This window comes from Shewanella pneumatophori (assembly GCF_023283895.1).
GTDB lineage: Bacteria > Pseudomonadota > Gammaproteobacteria > Enterobacterales > Shewanellaceae > Shewanella > Shewanella pneumatophori.
This window is the reverse complement of record NZ_JAKILB010000005.1, coordinates 267,438-287,227: the sequence shown is the minus strand read 5'-3', so window position 1 is coordinate 287,227 and position 19,790 is coordinate 267,438. Positions and strand designations below refer to the sequence as shown.

19 protein-coding genes and 1 other annotated feature are annotated in these 19,790 nt (G+C 43.0%); of the genes, 4 read left to right on the top strand and 15 right to left on the bottom strand.

Annotation, left to right across the window (positions count from 1 at the left end):
- Positions 1-72: 72 nt before the first annotated feature.
- Positions 73-762: a cytochrome b/b6 domain-containing protein gene (locus tag L2740_RS10135; RefSeq protein ID WP_248950034.1), complete on the bottom strand. Its 690-nt coding sequence runs from the start codon at positions 760-762 to the stop codon at positions 73-75.
- 309 nt (positions 763-1,071) lie between these two features.
- Between L2740_RS10135 and hpf the strand changes: the two genes are divergently transcribed.
- Positions 1,072-1,434, top strand: coding sequence for a ribosome hibernation-promoting factor, HPF/YfiA family (hpf, locus tag L2740_RS10130; RefSeq protein ID WP_248950033.1), 363 nt, complete (start codon positions 1,072-1,074; stop codon positions 1,432-1,434).
- A gap of 14 nt (positions 1,435-1,448) precedes the next feature.
- Here hpf and L2740_RS10125 read toward each other — a convergent pair whose 3' ends face one another.
- Positions 1,449-1,703 carry a hypothetical protein gene (locus L2740_RS10125; protein ID WP_248950032.1) on the bottom strand — a complete coding sequence of 85 codons (255 nt, stop codon included), beginning with the start codon at positions 1,701-1,703 and terminating at the stop codon, positions 1,449-1,451.
- Positions 1,556-1,674, top strand: a sequence feature (Phe leader region). (Overlaps the previous gene by 119 nt.)
- A 43-nt stretch (positions 1,704-1,746) precedes the next feature.
- Between L2740_RS10125 and L2740_RS10120 the strand changes: the two genes are divergently transcribed.
- Positions 1,747-3,720 carry a chorismate mutase gene (locus tag L2740_RS10120; protein WP_248950030.1) on the top strand — a complete coding sequence of 658 codons (1,974 nt, stop codon included), beginning with the start codon at positions 1,747-1,749 and terminating at the stop codon, positions 3,718-3,720.
- 25 nt (positions 3,721-3,745) lie between these two features.
- Here the strand turns inward: L2740_RS10120 and L2740_RS10115 are convergent, their stop codons facing one another.
- The 11 genes from L2740_RS10115 to ffh form a co-directional block, all read right to left on the bottom strand.
- A complete protein-coding gene (locus tag L2740_RS10115; RefSeq protein ID WP_248950029.1) occupies positions 3,746-5,032 on the bottom strand; it encodes a cation:proton antiporter in 1,287 nt (428 codons plus the stop codon).
- 37 nt (positions 5,033-5,069) lie between these two features.
- Positions 5,070-5,456 carry a hypothetical protein gene (locus L2740_RS10110; protein WP_248950027.1) on the bottom strand — a complete coding sequence of 129 codons (387 nt, stop codon included), beginning with the start codon at positions 5,454-5,456 and terminating at the stop codon, positions 5,070-5,072.
- Positions 5,457-5,616: 160 nt separating this feature from the next.
- A complete protein-coding gene (locus L2740_RS10105) occupies positions 5,617-6,741 on the bottom strand; it encodes an FAD-binding oxidoreductase (RefSeq protein ID WP_248950026.1) in 1,125 nt (374 codons plus the stop codon).
- A gap of 103 nt (positions 6,742-6,844) precedes the next feature.
- Positions 6,845-8,509 (bottom strand): hydroxylamine reductase, encoded by a 1,665-nt coding sequence (gene hcp / locus L2740_RS10100; protein WP_248950025.1) that lies wholly within the window; start codon positions 8,507-8,509, stop codon positions 6,845-6,847.
- Positions 8,510-8,908: 399 nt separating this feature from the next.
- Positions 8,909-10,048 (bottom strand): bifunctional chorismate mutase/prephenate dehydrogenase, encoded by a 1,140-nt coding sequence (tyrA, locus tag L2740_RS10095; RefSeq protein ID WP_248950024.1) that lies wholly within the window; start codon positions 10,046-10,048, stop codon positions 8,909-8,911.
- A 14-nt stretch (positions 10,049-10,062) separates the two neighbouring features.
- Positions 10,063-11,154: a 3-deoxy-7-phosphoheptulonate synthase gene (locus L2740_RS10090; RefSeq protein WP_248950023.1), complete on the bottom strand. Its 1,092-nt coding sequence runs from the start codon at positions 11,152-11,154 to the stop codon at positions 10,063-10,065.
- A 313-nt stretch (positions 11,155-11,467) separates the two neighbouring features.
- Complete coding sequence (gene rplS, locus L2740_RS10085; RefSeq protein ID WP_012276214.1) at positions 11,468-11,821, bottom strand: 50S ribosomal protein L19; 354 nt, start codon at positions 11,819-11,821, stop codon at positions 11,468-11,470.
- 36 nt (positions 11,822-11,857) lie between these two features.
- Entirely contained in the window at positions 11,858-12,604 is a 747-nt protein-coding gene (trmD, locus tag L2740_RS10080; protein WP_248950022.1) for a tRNA (guanosine(37)-N1)-methyltransferase TrmD, read from the bottom strand.
- Between the two features lie 15 nt (positions 12,605-12,619).
- Positions 12,620-13,150, bottom strand: a complete 531-nt coding sequence (gene rimM / locus L2740_RS10075; RefSeq protein WP_248950020.1) for a ribosome maturation factor RimM — start codon at positions 13,148-13,150, stop codon at positions 12,620-12,622.
- A gap of 20 nt (positions 13,151-13,170) precedes the next feature.
- Entirely contained in the window at positions 13,171-13,422 is a 252-nt protein-coding gene (rpsP, locus tag L2740_RS10070; protein WP_012154307.1) for a 30S ribosomal protein S16, read from the bottom strand.
- Positions 13,423-13,639: 217 nt separating this feature from the next.
- Positions 13,640-15,013 (bottom strand): signal recognition particle protein, encoded by a 1,374-nt coding sequence (ffh, locus tag L2740_RS10065; RefSeq protein WP_248950019.1) that lies wholly within the window; start codon positions 15,011-15,013, stop codon positions 13,640-13,642.
- Positions 15,014-15,399: 386 nt separating this feature from the next.
- On the opposite strand from ffh, the gene L2740_RS10060 reads away from it, so the two are divergent.
- Both L2740_RS10060 and L2740_RS10055 read left to right on the top strand, forming a co-directional pair.
- Positions 15,400-16,188 (top strand): cytochrome C assembly family protein, encoded by a 789-nt coding sequence (locus L2740_RS10060; RefSeq protein WP_248468897.1) that lies wholly within the window; start codon positions 15,400-15,402, stop codon positions 16,186-16,188.
- A gap of 143 nt (positions 16,189-16,331) precedes the next feature.
- Positions 16,332-17,612 (top strand): HlyC/CorC family transporter, encoded by a 1,281-nt coding sequence (locus L2740_RS10055; RefSeq protein ID WP_248950017.1) that lies wholly within the window; start codon positions 16,332-16,334, stop codon positions 17,610-17,612.
- Positions 17,613-17,680: 68 nt separating this feature from the next.
- Here the strand turns inward: L2740_RS10055 and L2740_RS10050 are convergent, their stop codons facing one another.
- Positions 17,681-18,220 (bottom strand): Mpo1 family 2-hydroxy fatty acid dioxygenase, encoded by a 540-nt coding sequence (locus L2740_RS10050; RefSeq protein WP_248950016.1) that lies wholly within the window; start codon positions 18,218-18,220, stop codon positions 17,681-17,683.
- A gap of 284 nt (positions 18,221-18,504) precedes the next feature.
- Entirely contained in the window at positions 18,505-19,551 is a 1,047-nt protein-coding gene (locus L2740_RS10045; protein WP_248950015.1) for a toxin-antitoxin system YwqK family antitoxin, read from the bottom strand.
- Between the last annotated feature and the right edge of the window lie 239 nt (positions 19,552-19,790).

Sequence of the window (19,790 nt, the reverse complement as noted above, 5' to 3'; positions counted from 1 at the left end):
AAAAAAGCCTGTTTCTAAACAGGCTTTTTTATTCTGTAATTGGTTAGCAATAGCGTTGCTACAAAACTTCTATTACAGCATATTGATCACTGGCAGCATAAGGTAGTTCACCACTAAGCCACCAATAACCACAGCCAAAATCGCCGCTTTTAATATCGATACAAAAGTAAGTTCACCAGTGTGTTCGCCAAGTTTAGATGCTGGCAGCTTTTTATAGCCACTAAACATTGCACCTAAAATTTTGTCACCTTTAACCATGTGCACCACAACAGCGAGTACATGCACTGCCGCTAACACTAAAATCAAATCAAAGTTCTTCTTATGTAACCATGTCAACCAGCTTGCAGTGTCAGAGCTAACAAGAGAATAAAGCGGGCCTTCAGTAAAAATCTCATCGGTTGCAAATAAACCTGAGATTAATTGGATGCACACTAAGGTAATAAGTGTAATCACCATATAACCGCCAACAGGGTTGTGCCCAATAGAAGCGGAAATCCCTTCTCGGCGAGTTTCCCCCAAATAGGAAATAACAGTTTTAGGTGAACGAACAAAGTGGCTAAAGCGTGCAGTCTCACTGCCCATAACGCCCCAAATAAGTCTCACACCCACAAGTACCATCAATCCATAGGCTAAGATCTGATGCCATTCCATTTCACCAGCATCGGCGGTCCACCATAGCCCACCAAGCAAGCACAGCATGCCCCAATGAAACACCCGTGTTGGTAGATCCCAGACTTTTACTTTGACTAGATTTTGTTCCATATATAGCCACTCTTGAATAATTATTGGTCTTAGGCCGACATTATAAAGCGGGAATCAGTTTTGGGCTATCGAGTTATTTATACAGATTTTTTTGTCGAAATGGGCAAATTAGGCGGGACTTATCTAACCCAATATGACTGGGTTTTTAGTGGTTTTCAAGGAAATTTGGGCGATTATTGTCTATATTTGTCTAAGTGATCAAATAAAGAGCGAACAGTTAAAAATTGCTAATAAAACGTGATTTAGATCACGACTTTCCTAACTGAGATTGGTAGTCTGAATTCAAGGAAACAACAAAAGGTTCGACATATGATAAAGATTACTAGCAAGCATTTTGAAGTTACTGAATCTATCCGCGAACGCATTGAAGCCAGACTTGATAAATTAGCCAGACACGATGTGCAGCTAATTAATCCACACATTATTCTTGAACAGGAGAAGCAAGGTTTTAAAATTGAAGCTTCTGTCGGCATCCCGAGTGCCAAGTTATTTGCCCAGGCGAAACACGACGACCTTTACGCAGCAATTAATGCAATGGGACAAAAGCTGGAGAAACAGCTAAATCGCCTGACTCATAAACCTGAAAGTCAACGTCACGCAACACTTAAAATAGAAGATGAAGCAATTGATGACGACTTCGATGATAACTTAGAGGAGGAATACGCAGCTTGATGTTATTGTTAAATTTACACACAAAGCGCACCCTCGGGTGCGCTTTTTAATGCAAAAAACTCAATTAGCCCAAGTTTTGATTGACACTCAACGCCCTCACCTTTAGTTTTAATCCCATGAACAAAATCCATACTGTATTTTTTATTTTCTTTTTTATGCCCCTCACCCACGGAGGCGGAATTTCGGTGTAAAAACGAAAGTGAAAATTCCAAAGCCTCCCACATGGGAGGCTTTTTTATGTCAGCAAAGGTAAGTTCTAATTTAATCACACCCGACTAAGACTAGCGCGCAATGAAAGATGCAGAGGCCAAGATGAGTAAACCACAACCGTTGAATCACACTCGAGAGCAGATCACTAGCCTCGACAATGAATTACTGGCGCTACTCGCAAGAAGAAGAGAGTTAAGCCTAGATGTCGCTCGTAGTAAAGAAGTCGATGTTCGGCCTATTCGCGATACTACTCGCGAAAAAGAGTTACTGTCGAGGTTAGTTAAACAAGGTCGCGAACAAGGGCTCGATGCTCACTATGTGATCTCACTTTATCAAAGCATCATTGAAGACTCAGTACTTAACCAGCAAGCTTACTTACATGGGCGCGCCAATCCTGAAACCCAAAAGCAGCAATATTGCATCGCCTATTTAGGTGCCAGAGGCTCATACTCTTATCTAGCAGCCAGCCGTTACTGCGATAGACGCCAAGTAGAAATGCAAGATTTAGGCTGCCAAAGCTTTGATGAAATCGTGAGCGCCGTTGAATCAGGCCATGCCGATTATGGCTTTTTACCTATAGAAAACACCTCTTCTGGCTCAATCAATGAAGTCTATGACGTGTTACAACATACCAGCCTAGCCATTGTTGGTGAAACCACCATTGAGGTGGGTCACTGTTTACTCGCCAATAGCGGCAGTACCATTAACGATATCAAAACCGTATATGCTCACCCGCAGCCAATTAGCCAATGTAGTCGTTATTTAAGCCAGCACGGCGAGTTTAAATTAGAGTATTGCTCTAGTAGCGCCGAGGCAATGGAAAAGGTCTGTAACGCCAATGACAATAGCGTAGCTGCAATTGGTAGCGCTGAGGGCGGTGCACTTTATCAACTGGAAGCCGTTGATTCAGGGCTTGCCAATCAAAAGATTAACCAAAGCCGTTTCATCGTAGTAGCGAGAAAAGCTGTTGAAGTGCCTTCACAACTACCAGCAAAATGCACCCTTATTATGGCTACGGGGCAAAAACCCGGCGCACTGGTTGAAGCTTTGTTGGTACTAAAAGCACGCAATCTAAACATGAGTAAACTTGAATCTCGCCCTATTCCAGGCACGCCATGGGAAGAGATGTTCTACCTTGATATCGATGCGAACCTTGCCAGTGAACCAATGCAAGCCGCGCTAAAAGAGCTAGAAAAAACCACCCGCTTCATTAAAGTATTAGGTTGCTACCCATGTGAGACGGTTAAACCGACTCAATTAAGCAGTAGTCAATTAATGATTGAGCCAAATACCTCAAAAGCCACTACCGTGCAGGCTACAACTCAAACAAAAGAGCAGCGTGTTAGTAAGCAATATAAAGCACAGCCAAGCCAAGTACTATGTGGGCAACTCAGCCTTGGAAATGGTCATATTGGCGCGCTAGCTCAGGTTCAGCTACCCATCGATCTGCCGCAGTTTGAGCAGATGGCGAAAGCGCTTAAAGAGTCAGGTTTTCAGGCTGTGGTAATTCAAGGGCTCAGTCAACAAAGCGATCTGATTAGTTCAATTGACAACTTTAAAAATGCCCTCGCCCAGTTTGACTTAGTGTGCATTTTAGCCATTGAGCATGAAACAGACTTAACCATTGCGACTCAATTTGCCGACATGGTCATGCTGTCAGGTAACTTAATGTATAACCAAGCCATACTGACCCAACTGGGCTCGTTACTTATCCCGGTCATTCTAGAGCGTAATGCTATGGCAAGTGTTGATGATTTACTTAATGCTGCAGAAGAAGTACTAAGTCAGGGCAATCAGCAACTGGCTTTGTGTGAGTCAGGTGTAACCACTTTAAATAACTCAGGTAAGCCATCTTTAGACTTAGCCGCCTTAGTTGAGCTAAAAGCCTTAAGCCACTTACCGGTGGTGGTAAATCCTAGTTACGCCATTGATGCTGAACAATTGCCAACCTTTGCCAAAGCGATTAAACAGCTTAAAGGTGATGGAGTAATGATGAACCTAAGTGCTATCGAATCAGGTAGTCAAGGGCAATCTGATGAACTCGTCAAAACGGTTCTGAGCAACTTGTATCACTAATTAAACTGACAAAAAGCAACTAGTCTTAAGATTTACGCTGGGCTTCATGCTCAGCGTTACTTTTATCTATTAGATTTGGGATTGTGGTGCCTTGAACCAATATCGAAAACACCACCACAGCGTACGTCATCACCATTAGCAGCTCACGTAAATCAATATTACTCCCGCTAATTATCACTACTCCAGTTGGCAGACTCATTGCCATTGCAAGCGCTAGGCCGCCACGTAATCCGCCCCAGACTAATATCTTTTCAGCGTAAGAGTTATAGTGCCTAAAACGTCTAAACCCAATATAGGGCAGGTAAATACTGACTGTTCGCCCAATAAGGACTATTGGCACAGCCAGCAACATAAACCACCATAATTCGGCGTCAAAATGAATCAGCAGTAGCAACAAACCAAGTAATAAGAATAGTAATGAATTAAAGAAAGACTCAATTAACAACCAAAAGCTATCTAGGTGCTGCCATTCATGTTCTTTTAGCAGCTTAGGCACACTGACATTACCGATAATAATTCCCGATGTCACCATAGCTAATGGGCCAGAAACGCCTAACATATCTGCGCCAACGTAGCCTGCACTTGGCACAAGTAGTGTCATCAATAAGTACTGAGTTCGCTCTTCAGAAAAATGCAGCATACCATGCAAAATTGCAGCTAAAATGCCGCCATAAAGCAGCCCACCTAATGCTTCACGAACAAACAGACCGCTAACCCCAGCTATAGTTAACGGCTCTGTTGAAAATGCAACTTGTGAAATGGCAACAAAAATCACCAGACCAATACCATCATTAAATAAAGACTCGCCTTCAACCTGAATAGCGATATCTTCCGGTGCGCCAAGCTGTTTAATTATCGCGAGAACTGCAATGGGATCAGTCGGTGAAATCAACGCGCCAAACAGCAGGCAATAACTAAAATCAAGCTGCAGTTCTAATAAGCCTGACAATAGATATAACAAACCACCAATAATCAAGGTCGAGATCAAGGTGCCTACAAAAGCCAACACAAAGATCTCCCATCGCTGCTGTTTAAGCACATTCAATTTTATCTGCAGCGCGCCAGCAAATAATAAGAAACCTAACATGCCATTAAGCAGTAAGGCTTTAAAATCAAGCTGTTCAAGATCTGTCACTAAAGTCGAGTAGAGCTCCACACCAAAGATTTTACCGGCAATTAAAATAACTAAGCTCAAGCCTAGGGCTAATGCGGTAATGGTGATGGTTTGCTGCCAACGATGTAACCGTGAAGAAATTAACGAGATCACTAAAGAAAGGGCAGATAAAAGGCAAAGGATTTCGTAGCTTGTCACAGGCAGCTCTCAGTCAAATAAAACAGCTAAGGAAAGGTTAAATAGTTCGACCGTCTATCAGGCTAAGCCAGCCTTTGAATACTCGGCCGCTAAACCACACAGCTGCAGCCACATACAAAGTTGTACTAAGCCATTGTGTATTAATTAGATAGCCAACAAACATCACTGCAAACATGCCAATGAGCGACCAGCGCTGCCAACGTAAATGTGATGCAATCAGGCTATTTGGTTGCAGTGCTGATTCAGACTTTAATGACGTATTTGATAAAGACAGCCACTGGGATTGAGGCTGGTAAATATTGATAAGTAGGCTAAGCCCTGCGGGGACAAGAAAAAGCGGGAAACAAGCCATCATGCCATACAGTAAATGGGCTAGGCTTTTATCTTCTAATGCTAGCGGTTGAGAATGTAATGTCGATGCCATACGCCACTCCATAGAGACACATTATCTAAGACGATTAAAGACAGGCGCAAATCCTTCAAGGCCTGTCTTTAACCTTACGTTCTCAATCTAAGTTACGCAACTTTACAAGCTGATTTATTAAAGGTTTCTTTAAATCAACTCGGATAACGCTAGTTGTTAGCTACAGCTCGAGAGTTACATCTGACTTTAACTTAGTTGAACAAGCCAATACGTAACCGGCAGCAATTTGATCAGTTGTTAATGTCATTTGGCTTGATGACTCTACCTCGCCCGTAACGACTTTACACTTGCAAGCGCCACACACACCTGAGCGACAAGCGGCAATGATGGGCAAACCTTCAGCTTCTATCCCATCAAGCAGTGTTTGCTCAGCCGATAAGGCTCGGGTCCTGTCGGCAATACTCAACATAAAGCCACTCGTATCTGCGGTGTTACTTTTTATTTGCTCTTTAGCTGCATCGAGCTCAGCACTATCACCTTTAAAGCTGCCAAAGCTTTCTTGGTGAAACTTACTCATATCAAAGTCTAATGATTCAAGTAAGGCCTTAACAGCATTCATATAAGGCTCTGGTCCACATACAAATACAGTGCGGCTTTTAAAGTCAGGTACTAGACGTGCAAGGTTTTCAGTGTTCAAGCGCCCGGCTTGTTTGTCGGTAAACTTAGCGCTTACTCCAACATTAGCGAATATACCAAGCTCTTCTAAAATATAGTTAAGTTTAAACTCGCTACTGCGCTCAGCCATTTGGGCAATAGCTGATTCAAAAATCAGATCTTTATTGGACTTTGCGCTGTGCAAAAAACTAATGTCAGCGCCAATTTCAGTATCTGCTAACCAGCGTGACATTGAGTACATAGGCGTAATTCCGCAGCCAGCGCTTAAAAATAGATACTTTTGAGCAGAAATATCAACTAAGTTAAACGAGCCGTCTGGACCAAGGGCGCGCACAATATGCCCCACTTCAAGGCTTTCTGCGAGATAATTTGAAACCTTGCCGCCGGCAATTCGCTTCACTGTTAATACAATCGAATAGGGGCGCGAAGGCGATGAGCTAATGGTGTAGCTACGCGCTATTTTATCGCCATTAATTTCAAGTAATAGAGTTAAAAATTGCCCAGGTTTAAAATGAAACTTAACTGGTTGTGTGCCTTGAAAACGAAAACTCGTAACATCGTGAGTTTCACTCCACTTTTCAACGCACACTAATTGATGCTCACCGGATTGCCACTGCTGAGCTGAAAATGGTGCAAGTTGTGACACTTGGTTATTGACTGCAACATTCACGCGATACCTACCTTTCCCACCTAAAGCGAGTAAATTTTAGAGCTAAAAAATGGCCACGCGTTGGTGACCATTCTTGAGTAACTTTCACCTGAGTCAGTTAATGCTACGCGACGTTAAGTACGCGGTTTAAATCAGCTTCAACTGTTGTCGTGTTGCGAAGACCAAACTTCTCTTCTAACACCTTGGCTAGATTAGGCGTTAAGAATGCTGGCGCCGTTGGGCCAGTCATGATGTTTTTAACGCCCAGTGATAATAGTGTTAGCAACACTACAATCGCTTTTTGCTCAAACCAAGACAGCACTAACGTAAGTGGCAGTTCATTGATATCACACTCGAACGCTTCAGAAAGCGCAATCGCAAGCTGAATAGCCGAGTAAGCATCGTTACACTGACCAATATCCAATAGACGTGGAATACCGTTAATATCACCAAACTCAAGCTTGTTGAATTTGTACTTACCACACCCTAAAGTCAGAATAACTGAGTCAGCTGGCGCTTGAGTTGCGATATCAGTGAAATAACTACGCTCTTGCTTATCGCCATCACAACCGCCTACCAAGAAGAAATGCTTGATTGCACCACTCTTAACATTCTCAATAACGGTAGGTGCCGCAGCCATTAGCGCATTACGAGCAAAACCTATGGTGATTAGATGGGGGATCTCGTCATAGATAAAGCCTTCTAAAGACTCAGCTTTAGCAATAACCTCACTGAAATCGTCACCAATGATATGAGTCACACCAGGCCAGCCAACAATGCTGCGAGTAAAGATACGGTCTGAGTAGTCACCCACATTTGGGTCGATGATACAGTTTGATGTCATAACAACTGCGCCAGGGAATGTGGCAAATTCTTTCTGCTGGTTTTGCCAAGCGCTGCCGTAGTTACCCACTAAATGTGGATACTTTTTAAGTTCTGGGTAAGCCAGTGCTGGCAACATCTCACCATGGGTATAGACATTGATTCCCTTACCTTCAGTTTGTTCAAGAATAAGTTCTAAATCTTTCATGTCGTGACCCGACACTAAAATCGCCTTACCTTTAACTGACTTGGTATTGGCTTGAGTAGGTTCTGGGTGACCAAATGCATGAGTTTCACCTTCATCAAGCATGGCCATTACCCGGTAGTTAAGCTGACCAATCTGCATTGCAGTATTAAATAGCTTATCGGCATCGACAGAGTCTTCACCAAGGAAAGCCATGATTTGATGAAACTCGCCAGCAACCTCATCACTAGTTTGTTCTAGTACACGAGCGTGTTCCATATAGGCTGCTGCGCCTTTAAGGCCGTATAAGCAAAGTAAACGTAAACCCATGATATCTTCATGGACCTCATCTTTACCACGATTAGGCACAGCTTGTAGCGCTTGAGATAGCATTTCAGGCTTAGTCGCACCGAGTACCAACTGCATTGGCGCATTCATTGGTTTAGCTTGAATACTAAGTTCACTGCACTTAGCTTCATAAGCCGCTTTTAAACGGTTACGGAACGTTTCTGCTTGAGTGGTGTAAGCAATGATGCGCTCGTCATCAAAATTGACGTTAGTCAGTGTCGCAAAGAATGCTTTGGGTACAAAGGTATCAATCTCATGATCGATAATTCCCACTTCACGAGCTAAAGCAGCATATGAAGACACGCCCTGTAAGATATAAATAAGAAGATCTTGTAAGTCTGAAGTATCAGAAGACTTACCGCACATACCTTGAGAGTAACTACAGCCGTTACCCGCAGGTGTTCTAATTGTTTGCTCACATTGAATACAAAACACGACACTAACTCCTATATTTTAATCATGCATATTATTTACATGTTTTAAGATTAGTCTACGCTTCTTGGGAATTTGCAAAAGGACTTTCTCAGATCAAAGCTTGAAACTATGAAAGAGATCACTTTTAGATTTCACTAATAAAGGCTAAGAATGTTAACGTGAAACCAGATAAAAATGTTTTTTATCAATAGTTAATGGCGTACCAACAAAGCGATAAAGCAAATAAGGATTAAAAATACTGCCTCAAGCACTTTTAGTAGAGTACTGATAAGCATTATCAACAGTAGCTGAATTTCAACAACCAAATATGAAAAAGGCACCTAGTAGGTGCCTTTATAAAGGGGATTAATTCATGCTAGAAATGGGAGCCAACAACAGCATTGATGTAAGCAGCTACTATTAACCAGTTTTCATATCATTAACTGATTGCAACATGGCTCTGCTTTCGCGTTGGAACTGCGGCGCAAAGTCGCCAAACCAACGAGACACTTCAGCAAACTGCTCTACAAACGCATCGCGATTACCCGACTTTAAAATAGATAATGCCTGTGAGTAATTATCTAAGTAATCACTAATCGCTACTAAACTCTCTTCTTGAGCGAAAATAATATCGGCATATAGCTCTGGGCTCTGGGCGAATAGTCGGCCGACCATTGCTAACTCTAAGCGGTAAATTGGCGAGCTAAATTGCAATAATGACTCGATATCGGCTTCTTCTTTATAAAGATTTAAACCATAAACAAATGAGGAAAAGTGTCGCATCGCTTGTACAAGTTGCATGGCTTTATCATGCTTACTCGGCTCAGCTTCAACAATGCGTGCGCCCCAAATTTCAATCTGTTCAATCAGCCATTGATAAGCATCAGCATCGCGACCATGACACACTACCACCACCTGCTTAGCTAAACTGCCCACATCTGGACCAAACATTGGGTGCAAACCCAGCACCGGACCAGAGTGCGCGGCAAGCATTGCCTCTACCGGCGCGCCTTTGATCGATGTGAGATCTGCAAGAATACAGTCTTTAGGTAGATTAGTGAGTTTGTCGGCAATCAACTCACAGGTAATATTGATTGGCACTGTCACGATCACTAAGCCCGCACCATCAAAAATGCTTTCGCTATTGACCCAATCATCTTTATCCAAGCTTTTTACCTGGTAACCTGACAGAGTCAGCATCTGCGAGAATAAGCCACCAAGCTTACCTTCACCGCCCACGATCACCACATGGCCAAGATCTGCTTTAACTTGTTTAAAGCCAACATCTTTTTCATTGAGGTAAGATTCACGCATCAGTCGGCGCAGAATATCTTCAATCAATTGCGGCGCTATATTCATTTCTTTAGCTTCAGCCCGGCGCTTAGCAAGCATGTTAGCTTCACGCTGCGGCGCATAAATAGGCAAACCTGCGCCATGTTTTACCGCGCCAACTTGAGCAACTAAGTCGAGTCTCTTTCTTAATAAATGCAGCAGTTGCTGATCAACGCCATCAATTAAACCTCGTAGATTTTCTAGCTCTGCAGTTGTTTTCTCATTCATCAATCTTTCTTCCATCAACCATTTGCTACTTTGAGCATATCAAATCTTGTCGGTAATACCGCAGCTAAATCACTTGCACCTTGGCGAAGTAACGTTTCAGTTGTCTGCCAGTCAATACAGGCGTCGGTAACTGATACACCATAAGCTAATTGATCAAGTGGCAGATCGCTGCTTTGTTTACCCGCGTTTAAGTGGCTTTCGAGCATCACCCCTATAATGGATTTATTACCTAAGGCGATTTGGTTAAATACGTCTTCACACACTGGTTTTTGCTTGTTGTGATCTTTTGATGAATTACCATGGCTACAATCAACAATTAAGCGAGCACTTAAATTAGCAGCATGCAGCTGCTGCTCACACTCTGCCACACTCGCGGCGTCATAATTTGGGGTTTTACCGCCACGCAAAATCACATGACCGTCAGGGTTGCCCGCTGTTTGCAATAATGCCACCTGCCCTTGTTGGTTAATCCCCATAAAACGATGACCACTGGCAGCTGATTCTAGCGCGTTAATGGCAACACCTAGCTTGCCGTCAGTGCCATTTTTAAAGCCTACAGGCATTGAAAGACCCGATGCCATCTCTCGGTGAGTTTGTGACTCAGTAGTACGCGCGCCAATCGCAGACCAAGTGATAAGCTCTGACATGTACTGTGGGCTAATTGGGTCTAGTGCTTCAGTGGCCACCGGCAGCTCAAGCTCAGCAAGCCAAATCATCAACTCGCGTGCTTTTCTAAGACCTTTATCGACATCAAAGGATTCGTCCATATCAGGGTCATTAATCATGCCCTTCCAGCCAACAGTTGTGCGTGGCTTTTCAAAGTAAACCCGCATTAGTACAAAGAACTCATCACCTAATTCATCATGCAGCTTTTTCAGCTTAAGCGCGTACTCCTTTGCCGCATCAATATCGTGGATGGAGCAAGGACCTGAAATAACCAACACACGGTTGTCGCGCTTATGCACAATATCAGCAACGGTTTTACGGGCATTAAGTACATATTGATAAGCATGCTTAGACAGAGGTAGATCGCGCTTTAGTTCTTCAGGAGTGACTAGCACTTGCTCTGAACTAATATGAACATTGTTGATTGTATCTTGTTGCATGTTTATCACCTGTCTATGTCGCTTATTGCGTTGCCAGTCTTTATGTCACTGAATAACGTCTCAATTTGTATTTATGCAGCTCAAACTATTTATAGCTACAAGTAATATTGTAACGGTACACCATTACACCTTGAAGACACTATGCCTATACAAGCAGTTGAGATCAAGCACTGATTTTAAATAATGAAAAATTTAACGGTAGGAAAACGAAGTAGAGGACAGAAAAAAGCTTACTAAAATTTAGCCAACAAAAAACCGCCATATAGGCGGTTTCTCGTGCGAACACTGCATCTTTTTTTTAGCTGGTACTAAATTACTTAGTAGCAAGCTTCTCACGGATACGTGCAGACTTGCCTGAACGATCACGTAGGTAGTAAAGCTTAGCACGACGAACACGGCCGCGACGCTTAACTTCGATGCTAGAGATGATTGGGCTGTGAGTCTGGAACGCACGCTCAACACCTTCACCATTAGAGATTTTACGTACTGTGAATGCAGAGTGAACGCCGCGGTTACGCTTAGCGATTACAACGCCTTCAAACGCCTGTAGACGCTCTTTACCGCCTTCTACAACACGTACTTTAACAACTACTGTATCACCGGCACCAAATTGTGGTACGTCGGTTTTCATTTGCTCTTCGTTGAGCATTTTGATGATGTTATTCATTAAATAAACTCCATACTAGTAATAACTGCGCTTCGACTAATCATCTTGTTTGATGGTGTCAACAAATTCGGCTAAAAGCTTCTCTTGTTCGCCAGTCAGAGCTAGATTTTCAAGTAATTCTGGTCGTCTCAACAAAGTCCTACCTAGGCTTTGCTGTAGACGCCAGCGTCTAATATGTTCGTGGTTGCCACTTAGTAATACGGCTGGAACATCCAGTCCATCCAAACTTTCGGGACGCGTATAGTGGGGACAATCCAGTAATCCGTCAGAGAAAGAATCTTGCTCTGCAGAAGCTTGTTTTCCTAGCACGCCAGGAACCAATCTTGAAACTGAATCTATCAGGGTCATCGCTGGAAGTTCACCGCCCGAAAGCACGTAATCTCCAATCGACCACTCTTCGTCCACTTCAGTTTGAATAATGCGTTCATCAACACCTTCGTATCGACCACACACTAAAACCAAACTGGATGACTTTGCTAACTCTTCAACACCTTGCTGTGTCAGCTTACGGCCCTGAGGAGAAAGATAAATCACCTTGGCATCTTTTCCAGCTGCAGCTTTTGCTGCATGGATGGCATCACGTAGAGGCTGCACCATCATCAACATTCCAGGGCCACCACCGTAAGGGCGATCATCCACTGTTTTATGTTTATCATGGGTGAAATCACGAGGATTCCACGTTTGCAACTCTAGTAACCCTTTACTAACTGCACGACCCGTTACGCCAAAGTCTGTTACGGCACGAAACATCTCGGGAAACAGGGTTACTACCCCTAACCACATATGTTCTACCTCGACTTAAAAGTCCGGATCCCAATCCACTAAAATCTGTTTTGCTGCCAAGTCCACCTTTTGGATGAACTGGTCAGTAACAAAGGGAATCATACGTTCCGCTTTGCCAAAGCCATCTTTCGCGTTAGCTTTAACTAAAAGTACGTCATTTGATCCTGTTTCCACGATCTCTTGAACTGTACCCATGTTGTAGCCTTTGGTATTGGTTACTTCACAGCCGATAAGATCTCGCCAGTAGAATTCATCTTCTGGTAGTTCTTCCATCTGTTCCGCTAACACAGCAATCTCACAATTAGTCAGTGCTTGTGCTTCATCCCGTGTTGATACGCCTTCAAGACAAGCAACTACTGCTTTACCTTGGAAACGCCACTGAACGACCTTAACCTCGCGCCATTCGCCTTGTTCTTTAATAAGCCAAGGTGAATAGTCAAAAATACCTTCAACAGAGTCGGTATAGGTAGTGATCTTCAACCAACCTTTAATGCCATAACTTGAACCAATTTTGCCAAGGATGACGGGTTCTTGTTTACTACTCATCAATCTATACCCTAACGCTATTAAGCAGCAGCTTTACGAGCGTCTTTGATCAATTTTGCTACACGATCAGTAGTAGCAGCACCGTTAGCAACCCAATGCTCAACACGGTCAAGATCTAAGCGTAGAGCTTCTTCTTGGCCACGTGCTACTGGGTTAAAAAAGCCAACGCGCTCGATGAAACGACCGTCACGGGCGTTACGGCTGTCAGCTACAACGATGTTATAAAATGGACGCTTTTTTGCGCCGCCACGAGCTAAACGAATGGTAACCATGCGTTTGGTATCCTCTAATGATTTGCTTTTTATCAAGCAAAAATAAAAACTGAAACTCCGTGTTCGCGGAGAGCCCCAGATAGAAAGCCGGCAGATTTTACCTGACTGACCGACGAATGCAACCGTAATCGGCGTTTTTTACGCCTAAAACGATAAACAGACCAGAGCAAGTTTTACTCTAGTCTGTAAATTTAGCTTTGCAGAATATAATTAATGCTTAGCGGCCCGGCATTTTCATGCCTGGTGGTAACATACCGCTCATGCCACGCATCATCTTTTTCATGCCGCCTTTTGACGACATTTTCTTCATCATTTTCTGCATTTGTGTGAACTGCTTAAGTAAGCGGTTCACATCTTGAATTTGTGTGCCGCTGCCCATCGCGATTCTGCGCTTACGCGAACCTTTGATGATATCTGGGCGCTGGCGCTCACCTGGCGTCATAGAATTAATAATCGCTTCCATCTGCCCTGTCATTTTACCGTCTTGAACTTGAGCTAAAGCTTCAGGTGGCAGTTGCCCTACACCTGGTAACTTTTCAATCATGTTCATCATGCCGCCCATGTTCTTCATCTGCTGCAACTGCTCACGGAAATCTTCTAAGTCAAAACTTCCGCCCTGCTTTACTTTAGCAGCTAGCTTCATTGCCTTTTCTTGGTCAACGCCGCGCTCAACCTCTTCAATAAGAGAAAGCACGTCGCCCATACCTAGAATACGCGAAGCAACACGATCTGGATGGAAGGCTTCTAATGCGTCAGTTTTTTCACCAACACCTAAGAATTTAATCGGCTTGCCAGTAATATGGCGAATAGATAACGCCGCACCGCCACGTGCATCACCGTCAACCTTAGTTAAAACCACACCGGTCAGTGGTAGCGCTTCATTAAAGGCTTTAGCTGTGTTTGCCGCATCTTGACCTGTCATGGCATCAACCACAAACAGTGTCTCAACTGGCTTAACCGCTGCATGAAGCTCTTTAATTTCGTCCATCATGGCTTCGTCAACGTGCAAACGACCTGCAGTATCGACAATAACAACATCAATGAACTTAAGCTTTGCGTGCGCGATAGCCGCATTAGCAATGTCTATCGGCTTTTGGCTAACATCCGATGGGAAGAATTGCACATCAACTTCAGCCGCTAAAGTTTCTAGCTGCTTAATTGCCGCAGGACGGTATACGTCAGCAGACACCACAAGGACTGATTTTTTCTCACGCTCACGTAAGAACTTAGACAGCTTTGCAACGCTGGTTGTTTTACCCGCACCTTGCAAACCGGCCATCATGATTACAGCTGGAGGCTGCGCCGATAGGTCTAAAGCTTCATTTGCTTCGCCCATGGCGTTTTCAAGTTCGCTTTGAACGATCTTAATAAAGGCTTGGCCTGGACTTAGACTCTTTGAAACCTCTTGCCCAACAGCGCGTTCTTTAACGCTATTTACGAATTCACGAACCACAGGCAAGGCAACATCGGCCTCAAGAAGTGCCATGCGGACTTCGCGTAAGGTTTCCTTAACGTTTTCTTCCGTTAAGCGACCACGGCCACTGATATTTTTCAGAGTCCGTGACAATCTGTCAGTTAAGTTCTCAAACATTATCCAGTTCTTTACCGTTTAAATTTGCTATTGATGGGGCTGTATTATAGCGATGCCCAGATATTATGCTACAGAATGACGCAAGTTACTTTTATAACAGCTACACCCAATTATAAAATATTTACCAAAAATAGGTTCTAGAACAAAGAATCGACCCATTTTTGCAATCAAGGTCACTGCCCAAAAGGCCATAGCTCATGTTATTCTACCAATAAGGTTACATGAGAGCGCAATGATTAAAATCGAAATGACTTTAATGAAAAGAGACAACGCGATACGTTAGCTCATTCAGCGATTTAACTCCCGTTTAAATCACGTTAGTATGCAACTCGGTTAGTCGGCTTTCGTTAAAGCATCAGGTTCATAACACAATAGGTTAATACTCAATGGTCATTTTTTCAGCTACAGCCATGTTATTTTATAGTATTGCTTTGGTTCTCGTCGCAAGTCGCCTGTTTCATGTTGACGGACCCAATAGAAAACTCGTTGCCGGCATTGCTGCCATCGGCGTAGTTTTGCATGCTGCGGCGCTATCACAAACGATTATGACAAGTGATGGACAAAACTTCAGTCTAACCAACGTTATTTCTATGGTTAACTGGATCATTACTTTCAGTTTCACCATTTTGCTATTCAGACTCAAAGTCATAGTGGTGTTACCTGTCGTTTATGCTTGCTCGGTAATTTCTGTTGCACTGCTTTGGCTAGTGCCACCTGAATACATCATTCATTTTGAAATTCATCCAGATGTATTAGTGCACGTAGTGCTTTCACTGATGGCTTATAGCGCCTTGATGATTGCCGCACTTTATGCAATTCAGTTAGCGATTATTCAAAACCGCCTGAAAAACAAGAAAATTGTAATGACATCGGCAATGCCACCATTAATGACTGTTGAAAAGCAGCTTTATCACTTGGTGATTGTTGGGGTTATTTTGTTGAGTTTATCTTTAGCAACTGGCTTTATTTTCTTAGACGATATGTTTGAAGAAGGTAAAGGTCATAAAGCGATTCTTTCTATTATGGCTTGGTGCGTTTATATCGCGATGCTGGCCCAGCAATACTGGGTTGGTTGCCGCATTAGAACCGCTGTAGCCTACACTTTAACCGGTGGTGTGCTATTGTCACTAGCCTACTTTGGCGCACGTATCGTTAAAGAGATTATCCTGCAATAAGTTCAATCTTAGTCAATTGACCCACCTTTGATTGGTGGGTCAAACTTGACACTCTTTAGAAAGTTCTGTAATTAATTATTTTTACAGGCTTCACTCAGCTTTATTATTCGCCCTTTCTTTAAACAACAGCGGAGTTCCAACTCTTGGACGATATATCCACTGGCGTACTTTTATCTATTCTGTTCGTCTTAATTTTACTCTCAGCCTACTTCTCAGGCTCAGAAACCGCCATGATGTCGCTCAACCGCTATCGCCTCCGTCACTTAGCTAACAGCGGCCACACTGGCGCTACTCGTGCGATAAAAATGTTAGAACGTCCTGACCGCTTAATTGGACTTATCTTAATCGGCAATAACTTAGTCAATATTTTAGCTTCTGCAATCGCAACCATTATTGGTATACGTTTATTTGGTGACGTGGGGGTCGCCATCTCGACCGGTGTATTAACTTTGGTTGTGTTAGTGTTTGCCGAAGTGACTCCAAAAACTGTCGCTGCACTGCACCCCGAACGTATCGCCTTTCCATCTAGTATTATTCTACGCGTGTTGTTAGTTGCCCTGTCCCCATTAGTTAAAATCGTCAATTTCATCACCTCTGGTTTCCTACATTTATTAGGTATTCATTCAGTTAAAACCGATGATGCTCTCAGCCAAGAGGAGCTGCGCACGGTAGTTAACGAAGCTGGCGCATTGATCCCACAGCGTCACCAAGAGATGCTGCTATCGATTATGGATCTTGAGAAAGTCACCGTTGATGACATCATGATCCCGCGTAATGAACTGTACGCCATTAACGTTAACGATGACTTTAAAAGCATTAATAAGCAGGTCATTCAAAGCCCCCACACAAGGGTGTTGTTATATAGAGACACGATTGATGATGCGGTTGGTTTTGTGCATTTAAGAGATGCATTGCGCCTACAATCTAAAGGGCAATTTAGTAAATCTTCATTACTTCGAGCAGTAAAAGAGTTGTACTTTATTCCTGAAGCGACCCCACTCAACGTGCAGCTAGCTAATTTTCAGCACAACAAAGAACGCATTGGCTTAGTGGTTGATGAGTATGGTGATATTCAGGGCTTAGTGACCCTTGAAGATATTTTGGAAGAAATTGTAGGCGATTTCACCACTTCGATGGTGACTACGCCAAGTGAAGACATTACCCCGCAGCAAGACGGCAGTTTCCTAATTGAAGCAAGTATCAACATTCGCGACCTCAATAAAGAGATGGCGTGGCACTTTCCGATTGATGGGCCTAAAACCATCAATGGTTTAGTGCTCGAATATCTTGAAGACATCCCAGAACCTAATACTTCAATGCGCTTATACGGCTACCCGCTCGAGGTGATAGATGTCGCAGACAATATGATTAAAACCGTAAGAGTTATGCCGCAGCATTACCTTGCACCTAAGACTGCAGATTAACCAAGCCATACTCTACTCAGAATAAAAAGGCGCTTTCGCGCCTTTTTAGTTACCTCTGCTAAAATCACTTAAGCAGCCTTTCTTGCTGCCTCTAACGCTCTGCGCTTATCGCGAGCCAAAGGCGTGATATCAGCTAATAGCTGCTTTTCCATGCCTAGCATAAAGTAGACTTCCGCCATTAAAAAGAAAGGGCCAATTAACAATTGATTCAAGTCATCGACAAAAGCGGGCTTTGCCTTCTCGTAGTGATGACCAATAAATTGAATCACCCAACCAACAAAAAATACTGCCACTGCAATCCATAGTGCATTGGGCGTCTGCGCGACTAGGCTCGATGTATAAAGCACTGGAATGATAAATAACGTTAAGCCAAGTGCGAGTCTGGCATGCAGTAAAAAATAGTAAATAAGCACACCAACAGTAAAAATCGTTGCAAGATTAAAGGTGATCACAGGGTCGTTAGCGACGGCAAAATTGAGTGGAATGATATTCAACAATAAAAATAGTGACCAAATAATTAATGGCACTCCCACAAAATGAGTGCGAATATTTTTAGGATTCAAGTGCACACTTTTATAGGTTGATAACTGTTCTTCGGCGGATTTCATCTGCTCTTCTCCATTAAGCTATGCCTAGCTAGATAGCAAGTTAGCGCTTATATCTAACATGACGATTTATTTGGCGCTGCATCGATAAATCACTCTCGTTACGCAACAATCTGCTCTTAGCTTTCTTTTGAAGCGACCAATTTTAACTAAATACTAACCTAATGGATCTCGTCACATTTTAATAGAGTAAAAGTTCAAAATAGCTTTTTAGGCTAGATTACTCCTCAATAAAGTAACTTATGCTGAATCAGCGCCCGCTTCGCAAAGGGATTATCCACTAGTGACTAATCTGTTGTTGAATAAGTCACCCATTTAGATAAGTCATCATCAAAGTAGCTTTCTTGGATGATGTTACCTTTGCCATCAAGCTTTTTTATCACCACAGCAAAACCATTCTCATCATAGATTTTAATCTGCTTGTCTGTCACCACGCCGTTTACATAGGTACGCTTTGATATTAACTGGCCATTACAGTGATATTTAGCAAACTCGCCATCTTCCACGCCCATATTGTAATGTTCGCGAGAAGCAACCTGACCATTTTCATCACAAAAAGTTAACTGCATCCCATGGAGGGTATTGAGCGGATTATAGCCGTAATGTTGCTCTGAGCGTCTTTTGCCATTTGAACCGTAGGTTTCTAATATGCCGGTATTGGTCACCCTGTCGAAGTTAAATTTAGTTTTTAAGCGACCATTACGATAGTAAGTTTTCTCATTAAGCTTTTTATAATCGGCATAAATAAATTCACTCTCGCTCTCAAGCAGGCCATCTGCATAATAGTCCTTGTGACGTTGGCGCTTTTCACCATCAACAAAATAATACAGGCGCCATTCTCGGCCTTTTTCATAACTAATGCTCTCGACTTCTTTGTCGCCTTCAAATCGCTTATAGCTGAGGATTACGCCCTGCTCATCATAAAGCCAATGCTCGGTTTTTACGCCAGCTTGGTAAAGCCTCACCCATTGTGGCTTTCCAGTGCTTGAAGGATGGTAACTAATCTGTTTTCCATCTAACTTACCCGCCTTATACCAAGCCGTTTCATTGAGTTGATTGTTTAGCGTCGAGAAGCTATAGCCGTGTTCTAGCCCGTCTTGATACTGAGTCGCTCTATAAAATGCTTTACCATAAGCATAATTGGTCGCAATACCAGTAAACAACTTGCCACGATAAGTCTCTGGACAATCACTTTGATATTGTGCATCACACTCGGTTTGATTAAGGTCATCCTCACTAATCGGAACCTGTCCATTGCCGCATGCCGATAGCAGCCACGCATTGATTAACAGGATAAATGTGGACTCAACTCGGTTTAATCTAGGAACAAACATAATCATTACTCTATCTGGCTAAACGAGCCTGCTAGCAAGCGTAAAAAATAAACACAGTGTTAAATATCAACTTAATAAGCGGCACAATACACAGAGTTAACGGGGTTCTCAAACTACCTTGCAGCCTGTAGTGACTTTGTTGATAGTTTCGCAACCCAAGTCACTGTATTCAATAAAATCTCAGCCAAATATCTTTTCGCTAGCAGTTGCAAGGCAATGATTAACGCTAGTTAATTTCA

What these genes read in the sequence shown, in the direction of transcription:
- L2740_RS10135 (WP_248950034.1), bottom strand. Translation starts at nt 762, where the DNA reads ATGGAACAAAATCTAGTCAAAGTAAAAGTCTGGGATCTACCAACACGG.
- hpf (WP_248950033.1), top strand. Translation starts at nt 1,072, where the DNA reads ATGATAAAGATTACTAGCAAGCATTTTGAAGTTACTGAATCTATCCGC.
- L2740_RS10120 (WP_248950030.1), top strand. Translation starts at nt 1,747, where the DNA reads ATGAGTAAACCACAACCGTTGAATCACACTCGAGAGCAGATCACTAGC.
- L2740_RS10110 (WP_248950027.1), bottom strand. Translation starts at nt 5,456, where the DNA reads ATGGCATCGACATTACATTCTCAACCGCTAGCATTAGAAGATAAAAGC.
- tyrA (WP_248950024.1), bottom strand. Translation starts at nt 10,048, where the DNA reads ATGAATGAGAAAACAACTGCAGAGCTAGAAAATCTACGAGGTTTAATT.
- L2740_RS10090 (WP_248950023.1), bottom strand. Translation starts at nt 11,154, where the DNA reads ATGCAACAAGATACAATCAACAATGTTCATATTAGTTCAGAGCAAGTG.
- rplS (WP_012276214.1), bottom strand. Translation starts at nt 11,821, where the DNA reads ATGAATAACATCATCAAAATGCTCAACGAAGAGCAAATGAAAACCGAC.
- trmD (WP_248950022.1), bottom strand. Translation starts at nt 12,604, where the DNA reads ATGTGGTTAGGGGTAGTAACCCTGTTTCCCGAGATGTTTCGTGCCGTA.
- rimM (WP_248950020.1), bottom strand. Translation starts at nt 13,150, where the DNA reads ATGAGTAGTAAACAAGAACCCGTCATCCTTGGCAAAATTGGTTCAAGT.
- rpsP (WP_012154307.1), bottom strand. Translation starts at nt 13,422, where the DNA reads ATGGTTACCATTCGTTTAGCTCGTGGCGGCGCAAAAAAGCGTCCATTT.
- ffh (WP_248950019.1), bottom strand. Translation starts at nt 15,013, where the DNA reads ATGTTTGAGAACTTAACTGACAGATTGTCACGGACTCTGAAAAATATC.
- L2740_RS10060 (WP_248468897.1), top strand. Translation starts at nt 15,400, where the DNA reads ATGGTCATTTTTTCAGCTACAGCCATGTTATTTTATAGTATTGCTTTG.
- L2740_RS10050 (WP_248950016.1), bottom strand. Translation starts at nt 18,220, where the DNA reads ATGAAATCCGCCGAAGAACAGTTATCAACCTATAAAAGTGTGCACTTG.
- L2740_RS10045 (WP_248950015.1), bottom strand. Translation starts at nt 19,551, where the DNA reads ATGTTTGTTCCTAGATTAAACCGAGTTGAGTCCACATTTATCCTGTTA.